General features: G+C 66.9%; 20 protein-coding genes. 13 read left to right on the forward strand and 7 right to left on the reverse strand.

Annotated elements, in window-relative coordinates; all coding sequences use genetic code 11:
- The first annotated feature begins 47 nt into the window (after window positions 1–47).
- The 3 genes from IPK24_09100 (at window position 48) to IPK24_09110 (ending at window position 3,463) form a co-directional block, all read left to right on the forward strand.
- A complete protein-coding gene (locus tag IPK24_09100) occupies window positions 48–935 on the forward strand; it encodes a glycosyltransferase (protein MBK8075705.1) in 888 nt (295 codons plus the stop codon).
- Window positions 936–1,137: 202 nt separating this feature from the next.
- Window positions 1,138–2,046 carry a glycosyltransferase family 2 protein gene (locus IPK24_09105; GenBank protein ID MBK8075706.1) on the forward strand — a complete coding sequence of 303 codons (909 nt, stop codon included), beginning with the start codon at window positions 1,138–1,140 and terminating at the stop codon, window positions 2,044–2,046.
- Between the two features lie 70 nt (window positions 2,047–2,116).
- Complete coding sequence (locus tag IPK24_09110; protein ID MBK8075707.1) at window positions 2,117–3,463, forward strand: O-antigen ligase family protein; 1,347 nt, start codon at window positions 2,117–2,119, stop codon at window positions 3,461–3,463.
- A 161-nt stretch (window positions 3,464–3,624) separates the two neighbouring features.
- Here the strand turns inward: IPK24_09110 and IPK24_09115 are convergent, their stop codons facing one another.
- On the reverse strand, window positions 3,625–5,556 hold the full coding sequence (locus IPK24_09115; GenBank protein ID MBK8075708.1) for a DUF4082 domain-containing protein: 1,932 nt from the start codon (window positions 5,554–5,556) through the stop codon (window positions 3,625–3,627).
- An 821-nt stretch (window positions 5,557–6,377) separates the two neighbouring features.
- Between IPK24_09115 and IPK24_09120 the strand changes: the two genes are divergently transcribed.
- The 5 genes from IPK24_09120 to IPK24_09140 all read left to right on the forward strand — a co-directional run bounded on the left by IPK24_09120 (window position 6,378) and on the right by IPK24_09140 (window position 13,971).
- Window positions 6,378–7,592 carry a polysaccharide biosynthesis C-terminal domain-containing protein gene (locus IPK24_09120; protein MBK8075709.1) on the forward strand — a complete coding sequence of 405 codons (1,215 nt, stop codon included), beginning with the start codon at window positions 6,378–6,380 and terminating at the stop codon, window positions 7,590–7,592.
- A 21-nt stretch (window positions 7,593–7,613) separates the two neighbouring features.
- Window positions 7,614–8,330: a CatB-related O-acetyltransferase gene (locus IPK24_09125; GenBank protein MBK8075710.1), complete on the forward strand. Its 717-nt coding sequence runs from the start codon at window positions 7,614–7,616 to the stop codon at window positions 8,328–8,330.
- Between the two features lie 104 nt (window positions 8,331–8,434).
- The gene (locus IPK24_09130; protein ID MBK8075711.1) at window positions 8,435–9,778 is read left to right on the forward strand and encodes a hypothetical protein; all 1,344 of its coding nucleotides are present in this window, start codon (window positions 8,435–8,437) and stop codon (window positions 9,776–9,778) included.
- A gap of 345 nt (window positions 9,779–10,123) precedes the next feature.
- A complete protein-coding gene (locus tag IPK24_09135; GenBank protein ID MBK8075712.1) occupies window positions 10,124–13,003 on the forward strand; it encodes a discoidin domain-containing protein in 2,880 nt (959 codons plus the stop codon).
- 38 nt (window positions 13,004–13,041) lie between these two features.
- Window positions 13,042–13,971, forward strand: a complete 930-nt coding sequence (locus tag IPK24_09140; GenBank protein MBK8075713.1) for a hypothetical protein — start codon at window positions 13,042–13,044, stop codon at window positions 13,969–13,971.
- A 26-nt stretch (window positions 13,972–13,997) separates the two neighbouring features.
- Here the strand turns inward: IPK24_09140 and IPK24_09145 are convergent, their stop codons facing one another.
- The 3 genes from IPK24_09145 to rfbC all read right to left on the reverse strand — a co-directional run bounded on the left by IPK24_09145 (window position 13,998) and on the right by rfbC (window position 16,962).
- A complete protein-coding gene (locus IPK24_09145; protein MBK8075714.1) occupies window positions 13,998–15,143 on the reverse strand; it encodes a hypothetical protein in 1,146 nt (381 codons plus the stop codon).
- A 296-nt stretch (window positions 15,144–15,439) separates the two neighbouring features.
- Window positions 15,440–16,336: a glucose-1-phosphate thymidylyltransferase RfbA gene (gene rfbA, locus IPK24_09150; protein ID MBK8075715.1), complete on the reverse strand. Its 897-nt coding sequence runs from the start codon at window positions 16,334–16,336 to the stop codon at window positions 15,440–15,442.
- On the reverse strand, window positions 16,333–16,962 hold the full coding sequence (rfbC, locus tag IPK24_09155) for a dTDP-4-dehydrorhamnose 3,5-epimerase (protein ID MBK8075716.1): 630 nt from the start codon (window positions 16,960–16,962) through the stop codon (window positions 16,333–16,335). The genes rfbA and rfbC overlap by 4 nt, the downstream gene beginning before the upstream one ends.
- Window positions 16,963–17,159: 197 nt before the next feature.
- On the opposite strand from rfbC, the gene rfbB reads away from it, so the two are divergent.
- On the forward strand, window positions 17,160–18,173 hold the full coding sequence (rfbB, locus tag IPK24_09160; GenBank protein ID MBK8075717.1) for a dTDP-glucose 4,6-dehydratase: 1,014 nt from the start codon (window positions 17,160–17,162) through the stop codon (window positions 18,171–18,173).
- Entirely contained in the window at window positions 18,170–19,033 is an 864-nt protein-coding gene (rfbD, locus tag IPK24_09165; protein ID MBK8075718.1) for a dTDP-4-dehydrorhamnose reductase, read from the forward strand. The genes rfbB and rfbD overlap by 4 nt, the downstream gene beginning before the upstream one ends.
- Before the next feature lie 34 nt (window positions 19,034–19,067).
- Here rfbD and IPK24_09170 read toward each other — a convergent pair whose 3' ends face one another.
- Window positions 19,068–20,003 (reverse strand): A/G-specific adenine glycosylase, encoded by a 936-nt coding sequence (locus IPK24_09170; GenBank protein MBK8075719.1) that lies wholly within the window; start codon window positions 20,001–20,003, stop codon window positions 19,068–19,070.
- 199 nt (window positions 20,004–20,202) lie between these two features.
- Between IPK24_09170 and IPK24_09175 the strand changes: the two genes are divergently transcribed.
- The 3 genes from IPK24_09175 to IPK24_09185 all read left to right on the forward strand — a co-directional run bounded on the left by IPK24_09175 (window position 20,203) and on the right by IPK24_09185 (window position 22,513).
- Complete coding sequence (locus tag IPK24_09175) at window positions 20,203–20,505, forward strand: transposase (GenBank protein MBK8075720.1); 303 nt, start codon at window positions 20,203–20,205, stop codon at window positions 20,503–20,505.
- Window positions 20,502–21,401: an IS3 family transposase gene (locus IPK24_09180; GenBank protein ID MBK8075721.1), complete on the forward strand. Its 900-nt coding sequence runs from the start codon at window positions 20,502–20,504 to the stop codon at window positions 21,399–21,401. The genes IPK24_09175 and IPK24_09180 overlap by 4 nt, the downstream gene beginning before the upstream one ends.
- 143 nt (window positions 21,402–21,544) lie before the next feature.
- The gene (locus tag IPK24_09185; protein MBK8075722.1) at window positions 21,545–22,513 is read left to right on the forward strand and encodes an IS110 family transposase; all 969 of its coding nucleotides are present in this window, start codon (window positions 21,545–21,547) and stop codon (window positions 22,511–22,513) included.
- 228 nt (window positions 22,514–22,741) lie between these two features.
- Here IPK24_09185 and IPK24_09190 read toward each other — a convergent pair whose 3' ends face one another.
- Both IPK24_09190 and IPK24_09195 read right to left on the reverse strand, forming a co-directional pair.
- Complete coding sequence (locus tag IPK24_09190; GenBank protein MBK8075723.1) at window positions 22,742–24,028, reverse strand: O-antigen ligase family protein; 1,287 nt, start codon at window positions 24,026–24,028, stop codon at window positions 22,742–22,744.
- Complete coding sequence (locus tag IPK24_09195; protein ID MBK8075724.1) at window positions 24,025–25,386, reverse strand: polysaccharide biosynthesis tyrosine autokinase; 1,362 nt, start codon at window positions 25,384–25,386, stop codon at window positions 24,025–24,027. Before IPK24_09195 ends, IPK24_09190 begins: the two co-directional genes overlap by 4 nt.
- Window positions 25,387–25,542: the final 156 nt, after the last annotated feature.

Below are 25,542 nucleotides of genomic sequence, written 5' to 3' on the forward strand. Positions count from 1 at the left end.
TCCGTCACGGTCGAGAGCCAGGGCCGAGAGATGAGAAGGGTGGCAATGTGACCCGGGGTCCGTTGGGAAGCGTGATCATTCCGGCTCACAACGAGTCGACGGTGATTGCTCACACGCTCACGGCGCTGGTGAGCGCACTGCCTCTGGGCACGCTCGAGGTCATCGTGGTGTGCAACGGCTGCACTGACGACACGGCGGAGGTCGCGGCGTCCGTTCATCCCGCGATACGCGTGGTGGAGATCGCGGAGTCATCCAAGATCGCCGCACTCCAAAGAGGTGACGACGAGGCGACCACCTTCCCGCGCCTCTATCTGGACGCCGATGTCTCCCTGCCAGGGGCGTCCGCTCTGGCCGTGCTCGATCATCTGTCCCGCGACGGCCGGGTGCTCGCGGCGCGCCCCGCGCTGACCTACGACACCCGGGGGGCGTCCAGGCTGGTCCGGTCCTACTACCGCGCGCGGCTGTTGATCCCGTCGCTGTTCAACCGGTTGTGGGGGGCCGGGGTCTACGGTCTCAGTGAACGTGGTCGAGCGCGCTTCCGAACCTGGCCGGCGGTCGTCGGTGACGATCTGTTCGTCGACTCGCTGTTCACGGACAGCGAGATCGCCGTGATCAGCGGCGACCCGGTCGTCGTTCGCGTCCCCCGAACCGCTCGCGCGCTCCTCGCGGTGCTACGCCGAGGGGCGGTCGCGAAGATCCAGCGGCTTCAGCGCGACGAGGTGGGCGGTGACGAGTTGGTGCTTCGGCAGCCACTCACATCGACCCTGTGGGGGCTGGTCCGATCGATCGTCGCCGGCCCGACGGCTGCCCTTGATGTGTTGGTGTACATCGGGTTCGCCTGCCTCGCCCGCCTCGATCGCTTCCGGCGCGTGGGCACGTCGTGGGAGAGAGACGACTCCAGCCGTCAATCCTTGCCAGGGCCGGGTGCGTGCTGATGTCGTGGGGATCTGAAGCCTCCGGGACTGGCGCGCAGCAGGCGGTTATGCTTTGACCTGTCAGGATGTTCAGTCCGCTTCCCGGGCTGGCACGCCTTGTTCGTCGCCTGACATGCCGTTTCCCTGGAGATCATCGATGTGCCGAGCGACGTCAGCTACCGAGGCGGATGCCTCGGCGTCGAACCATCCGCCGTGCACAGCGTTGATCGTCACGTACCAGAGCGCCCGCCAGATCCCACGGCTCCTCGATGCCCTCGACCGTGAGCGGCGCACGGGGCTGGACCTGGACGTCCTGGTCGTCGACAACGATTCGCAGGACGGCACTCCCGACGTCGTACGAGGCTACGACTGGGTGCGCTTCGTGCCCTCGGGGGGCAATCTCGGCTATGCGGCAGCGATCAACATCGGAAGTCGGCTCGTGTCCGAAGACCGGGCCATCTTGGTCCTCAACCCCGACATCGTCCCCCTCGAGGGGTCCTTGGGGCGACTGTTGGACGGGCTGGCGGTCTCAGGAGTCGGCGTGGTGGCACCCCGCCTCGAGACGATGGAGGGCCAGCTCTCCAAGTCCTTGCGGCACGAGCCCTCGATTGGGCGAGCCCTCGTCGACGCCCTCCTCGGTGACCACGCCAGTCGGCTACCCTGCGGCGCCAGCGGGATCGTGTGGCCCGATTCGGCTTATGTGGCGGCCCGACACTGCGAGTGGGCCACTGGCGCCGCACTTCTCATCTCGCCCAACTGCCGGTCCGCGGTCGGCGACTGGGATGAGAGGTATTTCCTCTACTGCGAGGAAACGGACTATCTACGTCGAGTGCGAGCGACGGGGCTGCATGTCCGCTACGAGCCGACTTCCGTGGTTCGCCATGTGGGCGGCGCATCGGGGGTGTCGGACGGTCTCCATGCCCGTGGTGCGGTCAGCATGGTCCGCTACTACAGGCGTTACCACGGGCCGATTCCGAGCATGGTGTTCCGGGGCATGATCATGCTCCACCAACTCGTCAGGTGGCGCCGTTCGGAGTCCGGATTGGCACTGCGCGCACTCTTGTCGCGCTCGGTGCAGGCGACCTTGCCCGCCCCTTCGTTCCCATCGGGGCAGCAGGAGAGCCTCCGATGACCGCCGGCGGCAGGCCGCCTCGTTGCCCGACGGCCGGTTCGGAGGCTCGCGAGCTGACCGGGGCGGCGGCATGAGTCAGGGCGGGCCCGTCGACGACAAGGCGCTGCTCACTCGCGAGGCAGAACTCGCCGAGTCACTCAGCACCCGACACGTGATCGCGATTCGACTGATCAAGTCGTACATGATCGCCATCATGCTGTTCCCCTCGGACGCCGTGTTTCCTCCGCTGGGCGCCTCGGGATACGTCGCCTCAATCGTTGCACTCGTCACCTTCGCGGCGTACATGGTCTGGATGCTGCGGGGGACGGGCGGAGCCGAGATCACGAAGCATCCCCTGCGGTCGGTCGTCATTCTCTTCTGGCTGGTGTCCCTCTCGTCCTATCTCAAGTTCAACCTGGACGCGCACGACGGGACGACCTCCCTCGCCGCAGACCGTTGGCTCCTCCTGCTGGCAGGGCTGACCGGCGTCATCATGATCACCGGGAACCACCTGCGTGACCGTGATGACGTCATGTCCGTGCTGAGGACGCTCTCCTGGGCGGGGGCTGTCTGTGGGTTGGTTGCGGCGCTGCAGTTCTGGGCTTCTGTCGATCTGTCGCCCCTGCTCCGTCAGCTACCCGGCTTGAAGATCAATGCCGAGGAGTTCGGTATCCAACTCCGCGGATCACTCAATCGAGTGTCCGGCACGGCGATCCATCCCATCGAGTTGGGAACCACGACGGCAATGGTGCTTCCCTTCGCCATACACGTGCTGATCTTCGACAAGAAGAAGCAGATGTGGCGTCGACTGTTGCCCACATTGTTGATTGCTGCGGGTATTCCCGCAGCCGTGTCGAGGTCGGCCATCCTGGCGGCCGCGGTGTCGCTCGGCGTCTACCTGGTCTGTCAACCACCCATGCGGCGTATTCAAGGGTTCCTGTTGGCGCCCGTGGTCGTCTCGGCGATATTCGTCTCCACGCCGGGTCTCATCGGCACGCTCCTCGCGTTCTTCCAAGCCGGCACCTCGGACCCGTCCATCTACACGCGAACCGGCGACTATCCGTTCGTCCTGGCCCAGCTGCAAAAGCATCCGGTGCTCGGCAGGGGAGGCGGCACCGTCATACCTCAGGACGTCTTCGAGATCCTGGACAATCAGTATCTCAGCACCGTCCTGGACCTGGGTCTGGCCGGACTCATCGCCCTGCTCTGCTACGTGCTCTTTCCGGCGCTGTTGGCTTTGCGTTCCTTTGCGCGGTCGAATGACGAAGTGTCGGCGTCGCTGTCCGCGGCATGCCTGGGCGCCACGCTGGGTGCCGCCGTGAGCATGTTCACCTTCGATGCTTTCTCGTTCCCCATGTTCACTGGAGTCCATGCCCTTGTCCTGGGCATCACCGCAGCGACCTCGACGATGACGCGGCGGGGTCCAGCGCCGGTATGATCCGCGCGCTGCGGCGAGCCCGTGACGACGAAACAACGCCTGCCCCTGACTCGTGTCACTCCGTCGTGTTCGTTCCGGGAGCGGAAGCCGCCGGCGCCACGCCCACAACCTGACGAACGTCCGGTCTCCCTCGCGGGAGACCGGACGGTCATCATCGGGTGTCAGGAAATCGATACCTTGTAGATGTGGTGGCTGGATTCCGCCGCGAACGAGTCGGTGAACTTCCCGGCAGTGACCGGGATGGTCCTGTTCTCGTCGACCACGGTCACCGTCGTGCCGTGCACCCCAGCGGGTAGCGTGAAGGTCTTCTGGCCGGCCTTTTGAGCCAGCCCGACCCCGGCGAAGATGTAGGCATCACCCTGGTAGGTCTTGAGCATCGTGTCGGTGCCGGAATTGAAGTTCCAGATGAAGCTCTGGGTGTTGATCACGGGGGCGAGGGCGGTGACCTTGGCGTTGACGGAACGCACCGCATCCTGGCGGGCTTGATCACAGTCGACCAGCGAGTAGCCCGAACACGTCGCGTCGTTCGAGTGCTGGAAGTAGGCGATGCCTCGGGCCTCGTGGATGACCGCTGCCCAGACGGCACCTTCGATCTGCTCTGGCTTGATCACCTTCGATCCCGCCTCGTCCAGGTACGGCCTGGCCGTCTCGACGAAGACCCACGACGGATGCGGCGAAGTGTTGCTTCCGAAATTCCGCAACTGGTCCGACAGCCAACCGTAGGTGGCGCTGGATCCTGCCGTACCTCCTGCCACCCAGTGCGGCGACTGCGGAATGATGCTCTGGACGTGCGGACTCGTGTAGGCGTACTTGTCCACGCTTGCCACGTCGACGCTGTTCACGAATTCGGACATCGTTCCGCGCGCCCACCACGTGTCCAGAACCCCGTTGCCGAAGTTCGCCTGGGTGAAACGGCCATCTGCCCGAGATCTGGCGGTCGCCACCATCTGCTTCTGGGACGCGAGGTTCTCCTGATCCGTGGTGCCGGAGCAGGAGTAGCCCATGTCGCACTCATCGGAGATGAACCAGCCGACGACGCTCTGATCGGATCCGACCTCAGCGGGCGTCCACTCGCTCTGCTGTGCAATGACGGAGATGCCCGCGTTGGTCATCGTCGACATCCGGGACCCGTCGTGCTCGGCTCCCATGTAGGTGTTGATGCCCAGCGAGTGCAGCTTCGGGGCATGTTCGGGCTTGCCGTAGAACACGGCGAAGGGGAAGAAGGATGGCTTGCTCCAGCCCGCTGCTCTCGCGGCCGGGAACTTGCTGTAGTAGGCGGACCCGCCCTCCCAGGGAACTCGGGGAAGTTGCAGGTCACCCGGTTCCGACGCCGGCGGGGTGCTCGTGCCGGTCGGGGTCGTGGGGGTGGACGTCGGGGTGGACGTCGATGTCGTCGTGCTGGTTGTCGGCGTCGGGCTGGCTGGGGTCGTGGTGGTGGTGGTGGTGGTCGTGGTCGCCGGCGAGGTGGAGGTCGTCGGGGCCGAGGTCGTGGTGGCGGTCGTGCTGGTCGTTGTGGTGGGGCCGGACGTCGGCGAGGTCGTCGACGGTGTCGTCTCCGACGCCACGATCACGTCGATCCAGTAGTTGCTGTCCTGATACGACCTTCTGGGTTTGGACGAAACGCGTCCCAGTACGCCGGCGTGTGCGGGGAGAACCACTGGTCCGATGGTGCGGTCACGAGTGAAGAACCGCGGAGTGACCATGTAGCGGCGTGCGCCGTAGGACGCTGTGTACTCGGTGCCGACGGTGAGGGCGAGGGGCTTCGTCAGGAGCGCCTGCTGCCAGCCGGACGCCGATTCGGCGGTCGTGTTCGCCGTCGCCACCTGCCGGCCGGATCCGTCCCATATGGTCAGCTTGTGTGACGTTATGTCGCCAGGAGCCTTGAGGAAGCGCAGGGCTGTCACGGTCGATGCCTTGGTCACGGTGAACCGCACGCCCAGCTCGAGCGCAGCGCGTGACAGGCCGACCTTGGCGGTCGACTGGTCGGCGCCTTCGAGCGGCGAGTAGGTGGTCACGGCCGCTGACGTGGTGCTGGTCAGCCCGATCGCCAGGCCCGGCAGGGCCAGGAGGGCGACGACGGACGCACCGATCACGCCGCGTCGACGCCGAGTCTGGCGCAGCTCCCGACGTCGAGGACGACTGTGTGACGCCCCTGCTGCAAGCCCTCCTGCGACATGCTCCGGCTGGGCGCTGCCACTCTGATCGGCGTGCTCTCGGGCCTGGTGGAACCCTGACATCAAACGACTCCTTCACGGCAACTAAGCGATATCAGCCAACTTCACCCGGCTTCGCCATGGGTGATGTCCAGCCCAGGAGACTCTTAAGCCTTTCCCAATCAGTGGCTCGGGCGAGGCGTTGTGCGCGCCGAGGGGCGTGCCGGCGGCGTGCCGGCGTGTGGCGAGCGGCAGGTCGAGGCGCGGGCGGTGAGGCAGCCGAGGATGGTGCCGGGGTCACTCGAACGACCAGACCACCTACCGTCGGTGCTCGCATTGTGACTGTGGGCTCGCTCGGTCATCGAATCGTGCATTGACGCTTGATCCCCATGTCGAGCCACTTAGACTCGAGGGACTATGCGCTACAAGTCGATCACCTCGTGAAGACGACACGATCACAGCCGGGGGCGGAGTCGGCCGAGGAGCACGTTGTGGACCCCGGGACTTCCGTGGCCGGGAGTGGTTCGATCATCACTCGAATCGTGGCTTTCATCCCGGGAAGTGTCGTTCCGGCAGCGCTCGCCCTGGTGACCTCCATGGTCTTCACCCGAGTGTTCACGCCGGCTGCTTTCGGGCGTTACAGCCTGTTGCTCGTGCTTGTCACTCCGATCAGATTGCTGTGCACGACGTAGCTGACCCAGAGCATCGCCCGTTTTCTGCCGATCGAGCGTGAGCAGGGCGGGATTCTCCGGGTCAAGGAGGTGGTCCTCGTCTCGGCGGTGCTCATTCTGGCCGTCGAGTCGTTGATCACCCTCGCGGGATTATTACTCGCCCGTCAACTCGCACCAGATGAATGGCACGCCTATCTGCTGCCCGTTGCGCTGTTCCTCGTGGTGACCTCGCTCTTCGAGGTCCTGAGCGTGGTCTTCGCCGCCGAGGCGCGAGCGGGTGAGTTCACGGTGTACAAGGTGATCGACAGCGTCGCCACCCTGGCTCTCCGGCTGGTGTTCGTCTCTGCCCTGTTCCACATGGACATTGCGCTGATGTTCTGGTCGGTGCTGGTGAGTAACGGTGTGCTCGTACCCGTCATGTGGTCACGGGCCGGACTGCCCGGTCCCCGGCGGGTGCTGTCGATCTGGGCGTCTCCCGAGACTCGTGCTTTCACGCGCTCGTTCGTGATGTTCGGCATGCCCATGACCGTGTGGTTCTTCTTCGGCGTGCTGCTCGACGTCGGTGACAGGTATGTCCTGGGATATCTCATGGGCTCGGGCCCGGTCGGTATCTACGACGCCAACTACCGCCTCATCGCCGGACTGGCCTCCCTCATGGTGGTGCCGATCGCCTACACCCTGCACCCGTATCTCATGCGCGTCGCCAGCTCGGCCGAGACTCATCGTGTCGGCGAGGTCATCGGCACCATCGTGGAGAGTCTGCTGTTGGTCGGCGCCACCTGCGTCGGGGCGGTCGCCCTGCTGCATCGAGACCTCGGCCATGTCTTGCTGGGGCAGGAGTTTCGCGAGGGCACCATCGTGATGCCGGTGGTCCTGGGGGGCGTGTTCCTGTCGCATGTCGGTAGCTATACGCACAAGCCGTTCGAGATCATCAACCGGACGCGCGTCATGGTTGGCTTCAGCACGGTTGCGGCGGTCGCCAACATCGCCCTGTGTTTCGCCCTCATCCCGGTCCTCGGCTACCCGGGAGCGGCGTACGCCACCCTCGTCAGCTATCTCCTGTACGCAGCTGCTGTTGGTGTCGCCGGCCGAAAGCTCATTCCATGGCGCCTGAACGTGCGCCGCCTGCTCGCCGAGTGTGGCGGCGTGGTGGTACTGGTCGTCGCGGCGAGCGTGGCGCGGTCGCTGCTCCGTGATCAGCCCTACGTCGCAGGTCTCGCCGTGGCCGTGGCCAGTTCACTGCTGTTGACGGCTCTTGCCCTCTCCATCCTGATCAAGCGCCGCTCATCGATGCGTGCCCACTGAGTCCGGGAGTTCCAGGTGACGATGTCCGCAACCGGCCCCATCTCTCCACTGCTCGACCTACTGGTCCGTCTCTACGGCATCAACCGCCTGCGGGGCGTGGTTTTGTGGTTGATACGACGTCTCGAGGGAGACCGTGGAGACGAGTTCCGTTCCGTGACCTTGCGTCGGATCTTCCAGCGGCACTGGGGGGTCGAGGTCGGGATGTACACGCACGGTGGTTGCTTCGTGCCCTGGATGATCGATCCGGGCACCCGTATCGGCAGGTACACGTCGATCGCCGGCGGCGTCCGGGTCCTGAATCACAATCATCCCTTGTCGTTCAAGAGCACGAGCGGCCTGTTCTTCAACCCCAGTCTCGGGTTGACGGATCGCTGGCTCGTGGAGTTGAACCCCACGGAAATCGGCAACGATGTCTGGATCGGTGCCCACGCCGTGATCTTGCCCGAGGTCAATCGGATCGGCGACGGCGCCGTCATCGGCGCCGGCGCGGTGGTCAACAAGGATGTCCCACCCTATGCCGTGGTGCTCGGTAACCCCGGCAGGGTCGTGAAGTACCGATTCCCGCCGGAGACGATCGCCGCGCTGCTCGAGGAGAAATGGTGGGCGAACGATCTCTCGGACCTGGCGCCCCGTCTCCAGGAGTTTCAGCACTACTACACGTCCCCGTCGACGAACCCCGGTGGGTCCGCGTCCGGGCATGCCGACCGAGACTCCGTCGAAGGGACGTCGCCGCGATGAGCTCCCATGACCCAGAAGGCCGTTCGGTCCAGCCTTCGACGCGTCGCCGATCACGATCGGCCAAGATCTCCAGGACCCGTCTGGCAGGAGTGCTCGGTGCGCTCGTGGCACTCCTGGGGGCACTCTCGCTCACTCAATTCCTCACGACGGACAGGAGCGTCGGCAAGTCGCCGATCGCGAGTCCGTCGCCGGGCGGCGCGGCGTCCCACCCCGCCACCGTGGGAGCGGGGCCTGCCCTTCTGGAACCGGACGGCGGCCTGCACTTCATGTCGAAGTTCCCCGGCTCCCTTCCCGATGACCCCGCGTACTTTCCGATCGGTGTCTGGCTGGAGTCGATCGTCGATCCCCCGGATGTCGCCAAGGACAAAGCCGCCGGCCTCAATACCTATGTGGGCCTGGTGCCGACGAGCAATATTGAACTCGCTGCTCGGGAGGGCATGCATGTTCTCGCCCAGATCGATGTGTGGGCAAGCCGCCCGGAGAGTTCGTCGGCGACCCTGAAGGGTTGGCTTCTTCCCGACGAGATCGACATGAACGAGGGTCCGAAGAAGGGACCCAAGACGCTCGCGAGAACTCTCGAGAGAATCCCCGCGAACGACCGGAGACTCGTCTATGCCAACTACGGCAAGGGCGTGATCTTCTGGGAGACGGACGTGGAGGCGAAGGCCTTCGTCAACAACTACTCGGATATCGTCTCCGCTGACACCTACTGGTTCACCGACCGCGATGTCTGCCATGCCTCGCAAGGGGGTCAACTCCTGGGAGCCTGGCGACAGCTCCCCCCGGAGCAGTGCCACTTGGCGGCGAACTACGGTCGTACCATCGACCGAGTTCGATCACTGATCGAGCCAAAGGGTGCGAAGCCGGTGTGGAGTTACGTCGAGGTGGGGCATCCCTCGAGTGAGAACGATTGGCCCACGATCACGCCACCTCAGATCCGCGCGGCGGTGTGGAGCGGCATAATCCACGGTGCACGAGGGATTGTCTATTTCAATCACTCGTTCGGTGGCAGCGCCGTGAGCCAGCACGCGCTCAGAGAGCCTGCTTATGCGGAGACCCTGGCTGCTGTGAAGCGGATCAACGAGCAGATCACGCAATTGGCTCCGGTCCTGAATGCGCCCATCGTGACCGGGATCCTGAAGGGGGCGTCCCCGGCCGTGACCGGAGGCGTCAAGACCACGTCGGGCGTGTATACGACCAAAACCACCGATCTGCTGCTCAAGTTCCTCGACGGGCACATCTATGTCCTGGCGGGCTCGGCGACGCCGGCCAAGCACACCACGCAGTTCTCCCTCCCCTGCGTGGGCGATGCCACGGCCGTCGTCCTCGGCGAAGAGCGAACGATTGCGGTCAAGGGTGGCGTCTTCGAGGATGTCTTCGAGGACGGGAACGCCGTGCACCTCTATCGATTGGACGGCGGTTCCACCTGTCACTTGGAACAGCCATAGGAGCGAATGTGTTGCCGTCGGGCGTGTGCCCGAAAAGTTGAGCCGGGCACGTGTCGAGCGGTTCGTGACAAAATGGGCATTGGGGCATTTCGAGCAGAATGTCACGTAACGTCCCATGGTTGCAGCGTCGTGTGACGGATCTCGGCTCGTTACCGTCGATGTCTTCATGTCGAGGAAAGCGGGTGAACCGCCGGTGGCGTCACGGTGTTTCCGCTACGCTGCCGCGAGTGGTATGAGCGGCATCCTATGACATGGTGACCCCGTCGGTGGGGCGGAGATCGGGCGGCAGGTGACGTGCGGGTGGAGAGCCGAGCGGCATTGTCCAGGTATCGGATGATGCGTGAGATGGCCGTCCTGGCGCGCCGGAGGTGGCGCGGTTCGGCGCTGCTCCTCGCGGCAGCGAGTCTGGCGTTGCCGGCTGTCGTCGCGACGCCTGCTGCAGCAGCGGCTTGCCCAGGCAGTGCGCTGACGATCGTCGCGCACGAGGATGACGACACCATCTTCGTCAATCCTGACGTCCTCAACGACATTCGTGCTGGGCGATGCGTTCGGACACTCTTCGTCACTGCGGGTGACGCCGGGAACTCGTACCCGGACAGTCTCTACCGCGAGAACGGACCCAAAGCGGCATACGCGCAGATGGCTGGAGTGGCCAACAACTGGGTGGCCACGGATGACGGTGTGTCCGGTCGCACCATTCAGGTGCTGAACCTGGCGGGCAACTCCAGAGTCTCCATCGCGTTCCTGCGGCTGCCTGATGGGTTCCCCTCCGGCCAAGGGTCGGCCACCTACGGTGGGCGGAGCCTGAGCAAGCTGTGGACCGGGTCGATCTCGAGCATCACGGCCGTGGACGGTTCCGAGACATACAGTCGGAGCACTCTGATCAGCACGCTCGCGGCCATGATGGCGGATTTCCAGCCGACCACGATTCGGACCCAGGACTACGTGTCCCCGGTGTCCGACGCAGACCACTCGGATCACCTGATGACCGCAGCCTTCACCCTGGCAGCGGACAGCTTGTACACCAGCACAGCTCACACGCTGATGGCCTACCAGGGGTACGGGACGGCGTCCCGCCCGGCGAATGTGTCGGGCGTCGACCTGACGCGCAAGCAGGCGGCCCTCGCGGCGGAGGCCCAGTTCGACCCGGGAGCTGCCGACCCGTGGGTGCAGAGCATGGTGCCCCGGCGATATGTGCTGGACAGCAGGGCCGGCGGGCCGGCGGGCGGCAACCGCCCGCCGGTGGCGAATGCGGGTGCGGATCAGTCGGTGTCGGCTGGGTCGACGGTGACGTTGTCGGGGTCGGGTAGTAGCGATCCTGATGGGAACACGTTGACGTATGCGTGGACGCAGACGTCGGGGCCGGCGGTGACGTTGTCGAGTGCGACGGCGGTGTCGCCGACGTTCACGGCGCCGGCGGCGGGATCGTCGGTGACGTTCTCGTTGGTGGTCTCTGACGGCTCGTTGAGCAGTGTGGCCGACACGGTGACGGTCTCGGTGGTCGCGAACCGGGCTCCGGTGGCGAATGCGGGTGCGGATCAGTCGGTGTCGGCTGGGTCGACGGTGACGTTGTCGGGGTCGGGTAGTAGCGATCCTGATGGGAACACGTTGACGTATGCGTGGACGCAGACGTCGGGGCCGGCGGTGACGTTGTCGAGTGCGACGGCGGTGTCGCCGACGTTCACGGCGCCGGCGGCGGGATCGTCGGTGACGTTCTCGTTGGTGGTCTCTGACGGCTCGTTGAGCAGTGTGGCCGACACGGTGACGGTCTCGGTGCCGGCTGCGGGGGCCGCCAACGTGGCGCGGACGCTGGGTGCCACCGCCACGGCCTCGACGCAGAACACGGGTGACGGTCAGACGGCGGCGAAGGCGATCGATGGCTCGCCGCTCGGGTACCCGGCGGACTACTCGCGAGAGTGGGCCAGTGTGCGCCAGGGCGCCGGTGCGTGGATCCAGTTGACGTGGGCCAACTCGGTGACGCTGGATCACGTGGTGCTGAACGACCGGCCGAACGCGAGTGACCAGATCACCAGCGGCACGTTGACCTTCTCAGACGGGTCCTCGGCGCCGGTCGGGTCCTTGACCAATGACGGTTCGGCGGTGACGGTGACGTTCACACCGCGGACGGTCACCTGGGTCAGGCTCACCGTCAACACGGTGTCCGCCGGAACCGGCAACGTCGGACTCGCCGAGTTCGAAGCCTGGGGCGTCCCCGCGAATGGAGGGCCCACCAACCGCCCGCCGGTGGCGAATGCGGGTGCGGATCAGTCGGTGTCGGCTGGGTCGACGGTGACGTTGTCGGGGTCGGGTAGTAGCGATCCTGATGGGAACACGTTGACGTATGCGTGGACGCAGACGTCGGGGCCGGCGGTGACGTTGTCGAGTGCGACGGCGGTGTCGCCGACGTTCACGGCGCCGGCGGCGGGATCGTCGGTGACGTTCTCGTTGGTGGTCTCTGACGGCTCGTTGAGCAGTGTGGCCGACACGGTGACGGTCTCGGTGGTCGCGAACCGGGCTCCGGTGGCGAATGCGGGTGCGGATCAGTCGGTGTCGGCTGGGTCGACGGTGACGTTGTCGGGGTCGGGTAGTAGCGATCCTGATGGGAACACGTTGACGTATGCGTGGACGCAGACGTCGGGGCCGGCGGTGACGTTGTCGAGTGCGACGGCGGTGTCGCCGACGTTCACGGCGCCGGCGGCGGGATCGTCGGTGACGTTCTCGTTGGTGGTCTCTGACGGCTCGTTGAGCAGTGTGGCCGACACGGTGACGGTCTCGGTGCCGGCTGCGGGGGCCGCCAACGTGGCGCGGACGCTGGGTGCCACCGCCACGGCCTCGACGCAGAACACGGGTGACGGTCAGACGGCGGCGAAGGCGATCGATGGCTCGCCGCTCGGGTACCCGGCGGACTACTCGCGAGAGTGGGCCAGTGTGCGCCAGGGCGCCGGTGCGTGGATCCAGTTGACGTGGGCCAACTCGGTGACGCTGGATCACGTGGTGCTGAACGACCGGCCGAACGCGAGTGACCAGATCACCAGCGGCACGTTGACCTTCTCAGACGGGTCCTCGGCGCCGGTCGGGTCCTTGACCAATGACGGTTCGGCGGTGACGGTGACGTTCACACCGCGGACGGTCACCTGGGTCAGGCTCACCGTCAACACGGTGTCCGCCGGAACCGGCAACGTCGGACTCGCCGAGTTCGAAGCCTGGGGCGTCCCCGCCAACTAGAACCAGCGAACCGCCCGGACTGATGAAGGAGTCATGGATTGAGTTCGGGAGAACGTCTGTCGATCGGCATCGTCACCTGCTCCTATGCCGGAGACCTGCAACCGGCTCAGGTCCTGTGTGAATCGATCGACCGGTTTGTCCCCGATGATTTCCGGCACCTCCTCGTGGTGCCGAAATCAGATCTGAAGCTGTTCGCGGGTCTTACAGGGGCGCGCCGTGAGGTTGTGGTGGCGGAGACCGTTCAGCCATCGTTCTTGAGAACCGTGCCCATGCCTGGGCCGAAGTGGCGGGAGCGGCTGCATCTGCCGCGCCGTGAGGTGCTGTTCTCGATGCGCGGACTTCCGATACGGGGCTGGCTCGTTCAGCAGTTACGCAAGCTCGCGATCGCCCACGATGCCCCGTGGGATGTCATCGTTCATGTCGACAGCGACAACGTGTTCTTCCGCCCACTCACCTACGACCGGCTGGTGCAGGAAGGCGCTGTCCGCCTCTACCGAAACCCCGGTCACGCGGACATGCTGCCCCACAACCGGTGGCATCGCGCCGCCGCCGGCCTGCTCGGACTCCCCGAGCAGAATTACTTCGGTGCCGACTACATCAACCCGCTGGTGGTCTGGCGGCGAGACGTGACGCAGGGCCTTGCTCGTCGAATCGAGGAGGCGTGCGGCTCCGATTGGATGGTAACGTTGTCACGGACTCCTCATTTCGCGGAGTACATCCTGTACGGGGTCTATGCCGATCATGTCCTCGGCGGCGATGCCGGGCACTTTCGGACGGCTGAATCGCTGAGCTTCTCTCGCTGGGTCGGGTCGTTCGAGGGCCAGGCTGACGAGGAGGCCTTTGTGCGGCAGATGGAGGACCATCACGTCCTCTGCAATCTGCAATCAACAATTGGTATGACCCTGAAACAGCGCGAAGTGATCTTCGATCGACTGGTCACCTTGGCGTCAGAAACTGCCGGAAGCTGACGACCGCTCGGTTGCGACGTCCGAGGTCAGAAAGTCTCGCGGCGCTGGTGCCCGAGAGGCAGGGGCACGGTGGGAGGAGCCTCCCGCTGCGCTGTCGCCGGATTGGTGTTCTCGTTTCTCGTGGATTCGTCCGTCGCTGGGTCGGGCGCCTCCTCGTCGGCACCTGTCCCAGGCGGAACGGGCGAGGCCTCCGATGCGCTTGCTGGTCGGCCAGGCAAGATCGTCCGGAGGCGGCCCGAGGCCGGCAGCGGTGAAGAGCCGTGCATCGCGTGCTCGGGTACTTCGTCGGCGCCGGGCGGTGACCAGGCACCGGAATCGCCACCCATGACGAAGGGGGACGGCGCCTCGTGCTCGATCTCCAGCGAGGTCGTGGTCGTGGTCGTGTCTGGCATGGTGTCCGCCGTGGCATCCTGCCCTGGGGGGGCGATGGTCGGGTTGGTGGCAGTGACGCCCGGCGACGCGTTCGCCGCGGAGGGCGGATCCGGCTCGGTGGCCTCGGAGCCGGCGGGCATCCCGGCCGCACGCTTCTCGGCCCGGTAGCGCTCGATCGCCTGGATGGCCGACAAGACGAACATCAGCGTGAACGCCCCCAGGGCCAAGATCCCAACGAGGCTTCGCAAGAGGCTGGAGAACCTGGCGGTCGCTCGGTCCGGCGTCTCTGCGGCGTACGCGGTGATCATGTAGTGCGGATCGGTGCCGTGGACGGCTTGCATTGCCCGGAGCTCACTGACCAGACGCTCCCCGACGATCTTGGACGACGTGACCGCTCGGGCTTCGCTGGGTTCGGACACCGATACGCCGAGAATCGGCGACGACAGTCCGTACTTGTTGTCGGGGGCGACCTGATAGGTCTTGTTCACCCCTTGCTTCTCCAACGACTCCACGACCCTGTCCTCGCTCATCTTCCGAGCAACAATGGAAACGATGACGGAGGAGTCCGTGAAGCGGAGGAAGGGGTTGTCACTGTTGAGGCGCCTGAGTTCGGGGTGTCGATCCAGCTCTTCGGAGGACGGGACGGGAGGCGGATAGAGTAGGACGAAGTAGGTCTGGACCTCGTATGTCGGAGGATTCATGAACGCAGCTGCGCCGCAACCGAGGAGCGTCAGCGCAATGATGATCCCCGAGGGAATTCGATGACGCCACACAGCCCGGGCGATCGACAGCAAGTCCACAGGTGCACACACTCCTAGTCGCGTCCCAGGCTGTTCTCACCGCCCGCGTGGGGAACGCTTCCATCATGCAACAGTTGCCCGGCGGTCGGGGTGTGTACGTCAATGAATGCGCCGAGAGTGGGTGGTCGACGTGCGCGCGACGAAGGTTCGGACGAGGCGGGGGGGCCTCGAGTGATCATACCTCTCGATGGCGGTCGGAAGTTGATCGGCCGTGGCCTCCGGCCCCCTGACGTCAGCTGCTTCCTGCCGCTGACCTGCGCCTTCGCGGCCGTCCGCGCACGGTATCGTACCGAGGGTCACGTCGTGGTCAGTCGCTGAGCGTCGTCCTGGGCCTGGGTGACCAACCGCTGCAGGTAGTGGCCATAGCCACTCTTGTCCAGCTCGGCGGCCAGCCGCAGCACGTCCTCGTCGCGGATCCAGCCTTGGCGCCAGGCCACCTCTTCGATGCAACCCAGCTTGTAGCCCTGGCGCGCCTCGATCACCTTCACGTATTCGGCCGCCGCCATCATCGACTCGAAGGTGCCGGTGTCGAGCCAGGCGGTGCCACGTTCGAGCACGCTGACGTTCAGCTGTCCACGGTCGAGGTAGGTCTGGTTGACGGTGGTGATCTCGAGCTCGCCGCGCGCGGATGGGGTCATGGCGCGGGCGATCTCCACAACGTCGTTGTCGTAGAAGTACAGGCCCGGGACGGCGAAGTCACTCCGTGGCTCACGGGGCTTCTCCTCGATGGACAGCACGCGCCCATCCCGGTCGAAGTCCACCACGCCATAGGCCGAGGGATCGGCCACCCGGTAGGCGAAGACATGCCCGCCGACCACGCTCGTGAGTCGTCGCAGGTTCGTGCCGAGGCCGGATCCGTGGAAGATGTTGTCGCCCAAGGCGAGGGCTACGCCGTCCGCGCCGATGAAGTCGCTGCCGATCACGAAAGCCTGGGCCAGCCCTTCGGGGCGCGGTTGCGCCGCGTACTCGATGCGCATGCCCAGCCGCGAGCCGTCGCCGAGGAGGCCGCGGAACGCGGCGGAGTCCTGCGGGGTGGTGATCACCAGCACCTCGCGAATCCCTGCCAACATCAGCGTGGACAGCGGGTAGTAGATCATCGGCTTGTCGTAGATCGGCATGAGCTGTTTGCTGATTGCCAGCGTGATCGGGTGCAACCGGGTACCGGTGCCGCCGGCCAGGATGATGCCCTTCACCGCGCCGCCCCCCCCACCGTCCGCGCGTGATCGGCCAGCTGCCTGGTCCAGGTTCGGCAGCTCTCGAAGGTCGGCAGGGCGCTGGCGGCCAGCGCCTGAGCGATCGTCGGCGCGGCGGCGTCCTTCTCGGACAGTACGTGCTCAACGTCGCTCGGCCACGGCAGGCCCAACTCGGCGTCGAGTGGCTGCACACCGTGCTCGGCTGCCGGGTTGTAGCCGGTGGAGCACAGGTAGAGCACTGTGGCGTCGTCCGTGATGGCGCAGAACCCGTGCCCCATTCCTTCGGCGAGGTACACCGCTCGGCGGCTCTCGGCGTCCAGTTGGGCGGTGTCGTGCTTGCCGAACGTGGGGGAGCCGACGCGCAGGTCGACGATCACGTCGAGGACGGCGCCCCGAACGCACGTCACGTACTTGGCCTGGCCGGGTGGGACGTCCGCATAGTGGATCCCCCGGATCACGCCGCGACGTGACGTCGACCAGTTGGCCTGCTCGAGGCGGAGCTCGTGCCCCAGCTGGGCGGTCAAGGAGTCCTGGCGGAACCACTCAGAGAACGAACCACGGTCATCCCCGAACACGCGCGGAGTGACCAGGTAGCTGCCGGCCACGGCGAGCTCGTCGATACGCACACGGACCTCCTTGGTGTCACGATGCTAGGAACCCGGGCCGGACAGCGTCGCGACTTTGGGGCATTCGTCAACCGTATGCGCAGATGGGCATCCCCAGTTGCGACGATCTCGCCCTGACGGTCCCGCAGCGAAACTAGGCTGGGTGAGAATCAAGGAATCCAGCCGGCGATCGGATCGGCCTGCAAGGGGAGTGTTCTGTGAAGGTCGTCGTGACGGGCGGAGCCGGATTCATCGGGTCGAACTACGTCCGAAACGTGATCTCTGGGTCGTATCCCGAGGTTGCGGGAGCACAGGTGGTCGTCCTGGACAAACTCACCTACGCAGGTTCGCTGGAGAACCTCGCGCCGGTGTCCGGCTCCGAGCGGCTGTCTTTCGTCCAAGGGGACATCTGCGACCCAGGGACGGTGGCCACCGTGCTCGACGGCGCCGATTCAGTGGTGCACTTCGCTGCGGAGTCGCATGTCGACCGGTCGATCGCCGGCGCGGCCGACTTCGTGCTGACCAATGTGCTCGGCACACAAACCTTGCTCGAAGGAGCGCGCCGCGCCGGCGTCCAGCGCTTCGTCCACGTCTCTACCGACGAGGTCTATGGCTCGATCCCCGAGGGCTCCTGGCCCGAGACGCATCCGCTGGAGCCCAACTCGCCCTATTCGGCGAGCAAAGCCGGTTCCGACCTGCTGGCCCGGGCCTACAGCCGAACCTATGGGCTGGACGTGTGTATCACGCGCTGCTCGAACAACTACGGCCCGTACCAGTTCCCCGAGAAGGTCATTCCGCTGTTCGTCACCAACCTGCTGGACGGTGGGCGGGTGCCGCTGTACGGGGACGGCGGTAACGTACGCGACTGGCTGCACGTCGACGATCACTGCCGGGGGATCCAACTGGTGCTGGAGAAGGGCAGGGCGGGGGAGGTCTACAACATCGGCGGGGGGACCGAGCTGAGCAACAAGGAGCTCACCGAGCGCCTGCTCGAGGCCTGCGGCGCGGACTGGTCGCGGGTGGATCATGTTGCCGACCGCCTCGGGCACGACCGGCGCTATTCGGTCGACATCAGCAAGATTGCCACGGAACTCGGCTATGTGCCGAAGGTCGACTTCGCGGCCGGGCTGGCCGACACGGTGGCCTGGTACCGGGGCAACCGGGCCTGGTGGGAGCCGCTCAAATCGGGGGTCGCCACCGAGGTCGCCGCACAGGGCACGGTAGGTCCGTGACTCGCTGGCTCGTGACAGGCGCCGGCGGCATGCTCGGCCACGATCTGCTGGTGCTACTCGGCGACGACGCGAATGCCACGGTGACTGCGCTGACCCGCGCCGAGCTCGACATCACTGACCTCGTGGCCGTCACCAAGGCCGTCGAAGGCCATGACGTGGTGGTGAACTGTGCCGCCTGGACGGCCGTGGACGACGCCGAGTCGCGCGAGGCCGAGGCCTTCGCCGCCAATGCGATCGGCCCCGCACACCTTGCGCGAGCCGCTGCCCGCAGCGCGGCGAGGCTGCTCCACATCTCTACCGACTACGTCTTTGCGGGGGACGCCGACCGGCCCTATGCCGAGGATGCCCCGATCGCCCCGCGAACGGCCTATGGGCGCACCAAGGCTGCTGGTGAGTGGGCGGTGCGCGCGGAGCTACCAGAACGGCATTGGATCCTGCGCACTGCGTGGTTGTACGGCGAAAACGGTCCCAATTTCGTCCGGACGATGGCGCAACTGGAGCGCTCGCGCCCGACGGTGGACGTGGTCGATGATCAGCACGGTCAACCCACCTGGTCGCGGGATCTGGCCCAGCGCATCATCGATGTGGTGCAGTGCAACGCCCCGGTCGGCACCTATCACGCGACGTCTGCAGGGGCGGGTACCTGGTACGACCTGGCTCGCACCGTGTTCGCCGGCGTCGGGGCCAACCCTGCACGCGTCCGCTCGACGACGTCACGAGACTTCGTCCGTCCGGCGCCTCGGCCGGCGTGGTCGGTCCTGGGTCATGACAGCTGGGTGCGGGCCGGGTTACCGCCGATGCGTGACTGGCGTGAGGCCGTCGCCGAGGCGATGAGCACGACACGGATCACCGCCATCTGAGCAAGCCGATCGACTGCTCAAGCGGCCACGCTCCTTACTTCCCTGGAAGACGGAACCGGATGTGCGGCAACGGTTCCACCAGTCCGTCGGTCACCAGTGAGTCCAGACACCGCTCGCGCTGGTGCGGATCGAGGACGACGTCGCGCAGCGCGTCGTCCGGGACGGCGTCCAGGAGTTCTTGCTGGGTGAGGCTCCCGGCTGGGCCGGCGCCGTCGTCCCGGCGGTCGTGGGCCTCGCGCAGCGCGGCCAACAACAGGCCTCGCACGTACCGGTCGGTGCCTTCGTAGCGCTGGCCGCGCCGTGGCGGTCCGGCGTAGGCCGGGGCACCGTCCGCCTGCCATCGACACAGCCCGATCACCGGACAGTCGGCGCACCGGGGCGCCCGAGCGGTGCAGATCAGTGCCCCGAGCTCCATCGAGGCCACCGCCCAGGTCGCGGCGCGCTCGGCGTCGTCCGGCACCAGCTCGTCGGCCAGGGCGCGCTCGGCGGCGGTCAGGGACGGCGCCGCCTGGGCCATGCCGGTGACGGTGCGGGCGAGTACCCGGCGGACATTGGTGTCCACCACGGCATGTCGTTGCCGAAACGCGAAGCTGGCCACCGCGGCGGCGGTGTAGCTGCCGATGCCGGGCAGCGCGAGCAGCTGGTCCAGGTCATCCGGCACCTGGCCGCCGTGCCGCGCCACGATCGCGGTGGCCGCCTCGTGCAGCCGGACGGCGCGGCGTGGGTAGCCCAGCCGGTCCCAGGCGCGGATCGCCTCACCCACCGCCTCGTCGGCCAGCGATGCCGGTGTCGGCCACCGCTCGACCCACCGCTGCCAGGCCGGCAGGACCCGGGCGACGGGCGTCTGCTGCAGCATGACTTCGCTGACCAGCACTCCCCAGGGGCTGCAGTCCGGGTCACGCCAGGGCAGATCGCGGGCCTCGACGGAATACCAGGCCAGAACGGGCGCGTGGAGTCGATGGTCGGCCATGGCCGGGTCAGCCTACCCACCCCAAACCGCGGTGATCATGCAATCCGTGCACGCTCGTGAATCCGTTCACGAGCGTGCACGGATTGCATGAAGCTCTCTTGTCAAGCGGCGGTGGCGGTTTGGGGTGTTTGGGAGCTTGACCCGGTTTCCCGGACACCTGATCTGAGATGATGATCTTCATCTTGGGAAGGAGTCCTGTATGCCTGCTGCACACCCACCGGAGTTCCGTCGTCGGGCGGTCGAGTTGGCCCGCCTCGGGGACAAACCGATCGCGGCGATCGCCAAGGACCTGGGGATCAGCGAGTCCTGCCTGCGGAACTGGATGGCCAAGGACGATATCGACGCCGGCCGCACCGAGGGCCTGAGCAGCCCGGAGCGGGCCGAGCTGGTCCGGTTGCGCCGCGAGAACCGGGTCCAGGCCATGGAGATCGAGATCCTCAAGCGGGCCAGTGCCTACTTCGCGCGGGAGAACATCCTGCCGAAGGCCTCGGACCCAAAATGATCTACCGGTTGGTCCGTGAACTCGCCGATGACAGCGACCTGGAGGTCGATGTCGCGGTGGCCTGCCGGGTGCTCGAGGTGTCCAGGTCGGGGTACTACGAGTGGCGTGACCGGCCGGCCTCGCCGCGGGCCGTGGCCGACGCCGACCTGGTCGAGACCATCCGAGCCGTGCACGAGGGTTCCCGCGGCACCTACGGGTCCCCGCGGGTGCACGCCGAACTCACCCTGGGCCTGGACCAGCGGTGCGCCCGCAAGCGGGTGGCACGGTTGATGCGCGCCCACGGGCTGGTCGGGGTCGGCGGCCGGCGCAAGAAGCGCCGCCGCCCCGATCCGGCGGTCCATGACGACCTGGTGCAGCGGCGGTTCGTCGCCGACGCCCCGGACCGGTTGTGGTGCACGGATGTCACCGAGCACCCCACCGCCACCGGGAAGGTGTACTGCTGCGCGGTGCTGGACGTCTATCACCGCATGGTCGTGGGCTGGTCGATCGCTGACCACATGCGCTCCGACCTAGTCGTCGACGCCCTGGAGATGGCCCGCTGGCGGCGCCGCCCACAACCCGGCACCATCGTGCACTCCGATCGCGGAAGCCAGTACACCAGTTGGGTTTTCGGTCATCGCCTGCGCGCCGCGGGACTACTCGGATCCATGGGACGGGTCGCCTCGAGCGTGGACAACGGCATGATCGAATCCTTCTGGTCGACCATGCAACGCGAACTGCTCGACCGGCGCACCTGGACCACCCGGGACGAGCTCGCCACCGCGATCTTCGAATGGATCGAAGGCTTCTACAACCCCGTCCGCCGCCACTCCGCCCTGGGCTACCTGTCCCCAGCCGAGTACGAGACCCGATACTGGGCCACACTGACCCCGCAGGCCGCCGAACCGGCAGCCTGAACCACACACCGAACGTGTCCGGGAAACCGGGTCAAGCTCCTCGGCGACGGTGGCGGTGCTGAGCGGGGTCGGTGGGCTGGTCGCGTCGGCCTCGTTCGCGATGACCGCGGCCGGGATCGCGGCGTTGGCGGGGTGGCTGGTCGTTGTCCCGGATCGGGGTGGAGGGCTCGGCAGGGTTGGGGATGCAGGTCGCCACGGCTCTGGGGGCGTTGGGGTATGACGTGCGGGAGGTCCCGGCGAACCGGACCGCGCTCAGGCGCCGGCGTCGCACCCGGGCCAAGAGCGATACCCACGACGCGATCGCGATCGCCCGGGAGGTGCTGGCCGATGCCGACCTGCCGCCGGCGGGTAAGCACGCCCAGATGCCCGGCGCCTGGCAGGAGCTGTCCGCCCTGCACGCGTGGCGGGCCAGTGAGGTCAAGGCCCGCCGCCGGTTGCTGAACGAGGCCGAAGCGGTCCTGACCGGCCTGTCGGCCCCGGTCCGGGACCTGCTACCCGACACCCGCAGCGTCGCCCGTCGCCTGGGTGCCCTGACCCACCTCCCACAGCACCAGCAGCGGCTGTCCGGCGGCGATGTCGTCCGGGTCCGGCGGGCACTGGCCATCGCCGCCCGGGTCGCGGCCGCCGATGCGGTCCTGAAAGACCTGCAACGTCAGGCCAAGCCACTGCTGGCGGCCCTGGGCTGCACCCTGACCAGCCTGCCGGGCGTGGGGGTGGTCGCGGCGATGACCCTGCTGGCCGAGATCGGCGACCCGACCCGGTTCGCCACCGAGGGCGCCTTCGCCCGCTGGTGCGGCATCGCCCCACTGGAGATCTCCTCCGGCGAAGGCGACACCCGGCCCCTACGTCACCGCCTGGACCTGGGCGGCAACCGCGCCGTCAACAGCGTCCTGCACATCATGCACGTCACCCAGGCCCGCACCCAGGGCGCCGCCCGGGACTACCTCACCCACCGCCTGGACACCAGACCCGGCCAGACCCCCAGAATGGCCCGCCGCGCCCACAAACGCCTCCTCGCCAACGTGATCATCAGGCGCATGTGGCGCGACGCCCGCACCACCACCCAACCCACCACAACCACCCAAACACCCCAAACCGCCACCGCCGCTTGACAAGAGAGCTTCATGCAATCCGTGCACAAATCCATCGCGATCATGTAATCCGTGCACGCTGCCGCCCGGGCGGGCGGGTGGCAGGGCTGCTGAAGTGTGAGCCCCGACGTGGGTCTTCGCTGTCGTCATCAGTGGGACGTTCTGGCGCGGCCGGCGACAGATCGCGGAAGCCCGTGCATCTATTGCATGATCACGAGGGATTTGTGCACGGATTACATGATCACCGGGTCAGGTGGTGGCGACCACCGGGTCGGCTGCGCTGGTCGGGCTGGGCGATGCGCTCGCCGTCCGGCCGCTCGCCGTCCGGCCTGGACGGGCGAACACCAGCAGGGCCACGGGTACTGCGGTGACCGGCATCAGGTAGCTGCGGTGGACGAAGGAGAACGACACCTCGAAGCACCCGGAGACCAGGATCAGCATGATCAGGGCGACCGGGGCGGTGCGTCCTTCGCGCAATCGGCTGAGGGCACGCCAGATCACGACGCCCAGCATCAGTGCCATCAGGGCCACGTTGATCAGTCCGCCCAGCACGAGCAGCTGGACGAACTCGTTGTGCCCGTGGAAGGCGGTCTCGCCGATGGCGGTGGTGTACTTCGCCGACTCGGCGTACCACTGCGAACCCAGGCCGACCACGGGCCGCTGCTCCCAGGCCCGCAGGCTGGCCTGCCAGATGTACCCGCGGTTGCTGAAGGCATACGAGGTGGTGGTGATCAGTGGGAGCACCATGCAGGTGACGGCCACGGCACCCAGTGCCGCGATCGCCGTCACCCGGCGCAGTCGGGCGGGGATCACGGTGAGCCCGATCGCCAACGCGGCGGCGATCCCGATCCCGGCGATCGACGACCGGGTCGCGGTCCAGACCACGGCGAAGATCGTCATCACGATGATCAGGGGGCGGAGCCAGCGCGAGCGGATGAAGGCGACGGCCGGCAGGCCGAGGGACAGGAACTCGCCGAGCGGGTTCCCGTCGGTGAACGGCCCGATGAGGATTCCCCACGGCAGGATCTGCTTGTCGGGGGTCACCACGGTGCCGGCGGCCGAGACCAGGATGCCCTTCGTGGGCGATGCCACGGCGAGGACCAGACTCAACGCAGCAGTCAACCCGAGGAGGGAACACAGGGTGCTAAGCTGTTCCAGCCGGGGTCGCAGCACCCACATCGTGATCACGATCACCGGGTACACAACAAGGCCCAGCCGCGGCGGCGCCGGTTCGTACAGGTCACGGGTCACCTGATAGACCCAGGGCAACAGCAGCACCAGCAGGACGGTGCGCCCGTCGGTCGGCAGCGAGTCGAAGCGACGAAACAGGATCAGCGCACCCCAGGCCACGATGGCCAGGGTGAGCACGGCGCCGGCGGCGGAGGCCACGGGACTGTAGGGCACCACACTCGTGGTGAACACCCGATTCTTGGGGGCCACGATGGTCTGGATCAGCGCCGGGAGGACCACGCTGGCCCAGACCAGCACCTGCAGGACCGGGGCGCCGGTGATCTCCGCGGCCAGGCGTTGCCTCACCCCACGGTCTCCCGCTGGCGTCCGGCGAGCAGGTTGGCGCTGACCCGGTGGGCGCCGTTGATCACGACACCCTCGAGTCGGCCGCCGGCCAGCTCCAACTTGTCGATCGCGGCCTCGAACTGGTGCTCGGTGACCTGGCGGTCACGGGCGATCAGCAGCGTGCCGTCCACGCGGGCGGCGATCAGGCTGGCGTCGGTGACCTCGAGCAGCGGCGGCGCATCGATCACCACGTAGGTGTAGAGCGAGGCCAGGCGCTTGATGAGGTCGTTCATCTCCTCGCGGGCGATGAGTTCGGCGGCGTCGTCGTCCACCCGCCCCGAGGTGAGCACCACCAGTGGGGAGTCCTGGGCGCTGGAGCGCCATTCGCGCACCGCGGCGCCGAGTGGGACCTCCCCGCGCAGCACGTCCGAGAGCCCGACGCCGTCCTCGATGGCGAGCAGGCGAGCCACCCCCGGACGGCGCAGGTCGGCGTCCACCACGATGGCGGACCGGCCCGTGCGCGCCAGCGACAGGGCCAGATTGACGGCCAAGGTGGTGCGGCCCTCGCGAGGCAACGCCGAGGTGACCACCATGGTGTGCAGCGTGTCCGGGACGCCGGTGCGCTGCACGTTGGTGCGGATGGTGCGCACCGCCTCGGCGAACGACGAGCGCGGCCTGGTGCCCAGGGGCAGGGTCCAGACACCGCGGGTGCGGGGTACCACCCCGAGGACCGGGGCCTTGCGACCGGCCGCCACCGAGGTGAGCAGGGGCGAGACGAAGAACTCGAGCAGCGAGCCGATCAGACCGGCCAGGATCAGGCCCATCGCGATACCTGCGGCCATCACCACCGGGACGTTCGGGTCGGACGGCGCGGCCGGCGTCCGGGCGGTGGCCACCGTGGTGACCTGAAGCGACACGGCATCCTTCGCGCGAGCAGCGGACGGCGGCGCCAGGGTCGTCAAGGCCTTGGGGATCTGCGCGGCCACGGCGTTGGCGATCGCGGCGGAGCGCTCGGCGGACACATCGGTGGCCGAGATGCTCATCAGCACCGTGTTGGGCGGGGTCTCGACCGAGATCCGCTCGGCCAGGTCCTCCGCGGTGTCGCCGAGCTTCAGCTCGTTGATCACCGGGTCGAGGACCACCGGCAGCGTGGCGAGACGGCCGTAGGAGCGCAGGATGCCCTGGGTGTAGTTGTTGCCCTGCGCGAGGTCGTTGACCGTGGCGCTGCGGTCGGGGACGAAGAAGAGGGTGGACGTGGCCGTGTAGGTGCGCTGGGCCAAGCCGGCATATGCCCCGGCGATGGCGATCGACGCCAGCAGGACTGCCGCGAGCGGAAGCCGCCAGCGAACGATGGCGGCAACGATCTGGCGGAGATTCATCCCGCGTGCTCCGTACCTTATGAGTTGACTAAATCCAGGGGTCGAGCCCAGGCTACCGGCCGATTCCGGGGCTCCGGGGCAAGTCCGTCGAGCTCACGCGTGCGGGCGTCCGATCGGCGAGGATGGGGTGGGTCACGGCGCCGCCGACCTTGGGTG

It is taken from the genome of Kineosporiaceae bacterium (assembly GCA_016713225.1).
In the GTDB taxonomy this organism is placed as follows: domain Bacteria; phylum Actinomycetota; class Actinomycetes; order Actinomycetales; family Kineosporiaceae; genus JADJPO01.

What these genes read in the sequence shown, in the direction of transcription:
- IPK24_09110 (MBK8075707.1), top strand. Translation starts at nt 2,117, where the DNA reads ATGAGTCAGGGCGGGCCCGTCGACGACAAGGCGCTGCTCACTCGCGAG.
- IPK24_09125 (MBK8075710.1), top strand. Translation starts at nt 7,614, where the DNA reads ATGTCCGCAACCGGCCCCATCTCTCCACTGCTCGACCTACTGGTCCGT.
- IPK24_09180 (MBK8075721.1), top strand. Translation starts at nt 20,502, where the DNA reads ATGATCTACCGGTTGGTCCGTGAACTCGCCGATGACAGCGACCTGGAG.
- IPK24_09170 (MBK8075719.1), bottom strand. Translation starts at nt 20,003, where the DNA reads ATGGCCGACCATCGACTCCACGCGCCCGTTCTGGCCTGGTATTCCGTC.
- IPK24_09135 (MBK8075712.1), top strand. Translation starts at nt 10,124, where the DNA reads ATGGCCGTCCTGGCGCGCCGGAGGTGGCGCGGTTCGGCGCTGCTCCTC.
- IPK24_09195 (MBK8075724.1), bottom strand. Translation starts at nt 25,386, where the DNA reads ATGAATCTCCGCCAGATCGTTGCCGCCATCGTTCGCTGGCGGCTTCCG.
- IPK24_09175 (MBK8075720.1), top strand. Translation starts at nt 20,203, where the DNA reads ATGCCTGCTGCACACCCACCGGAGTTCCGTCGTCGGGCGGTCGAGTTG.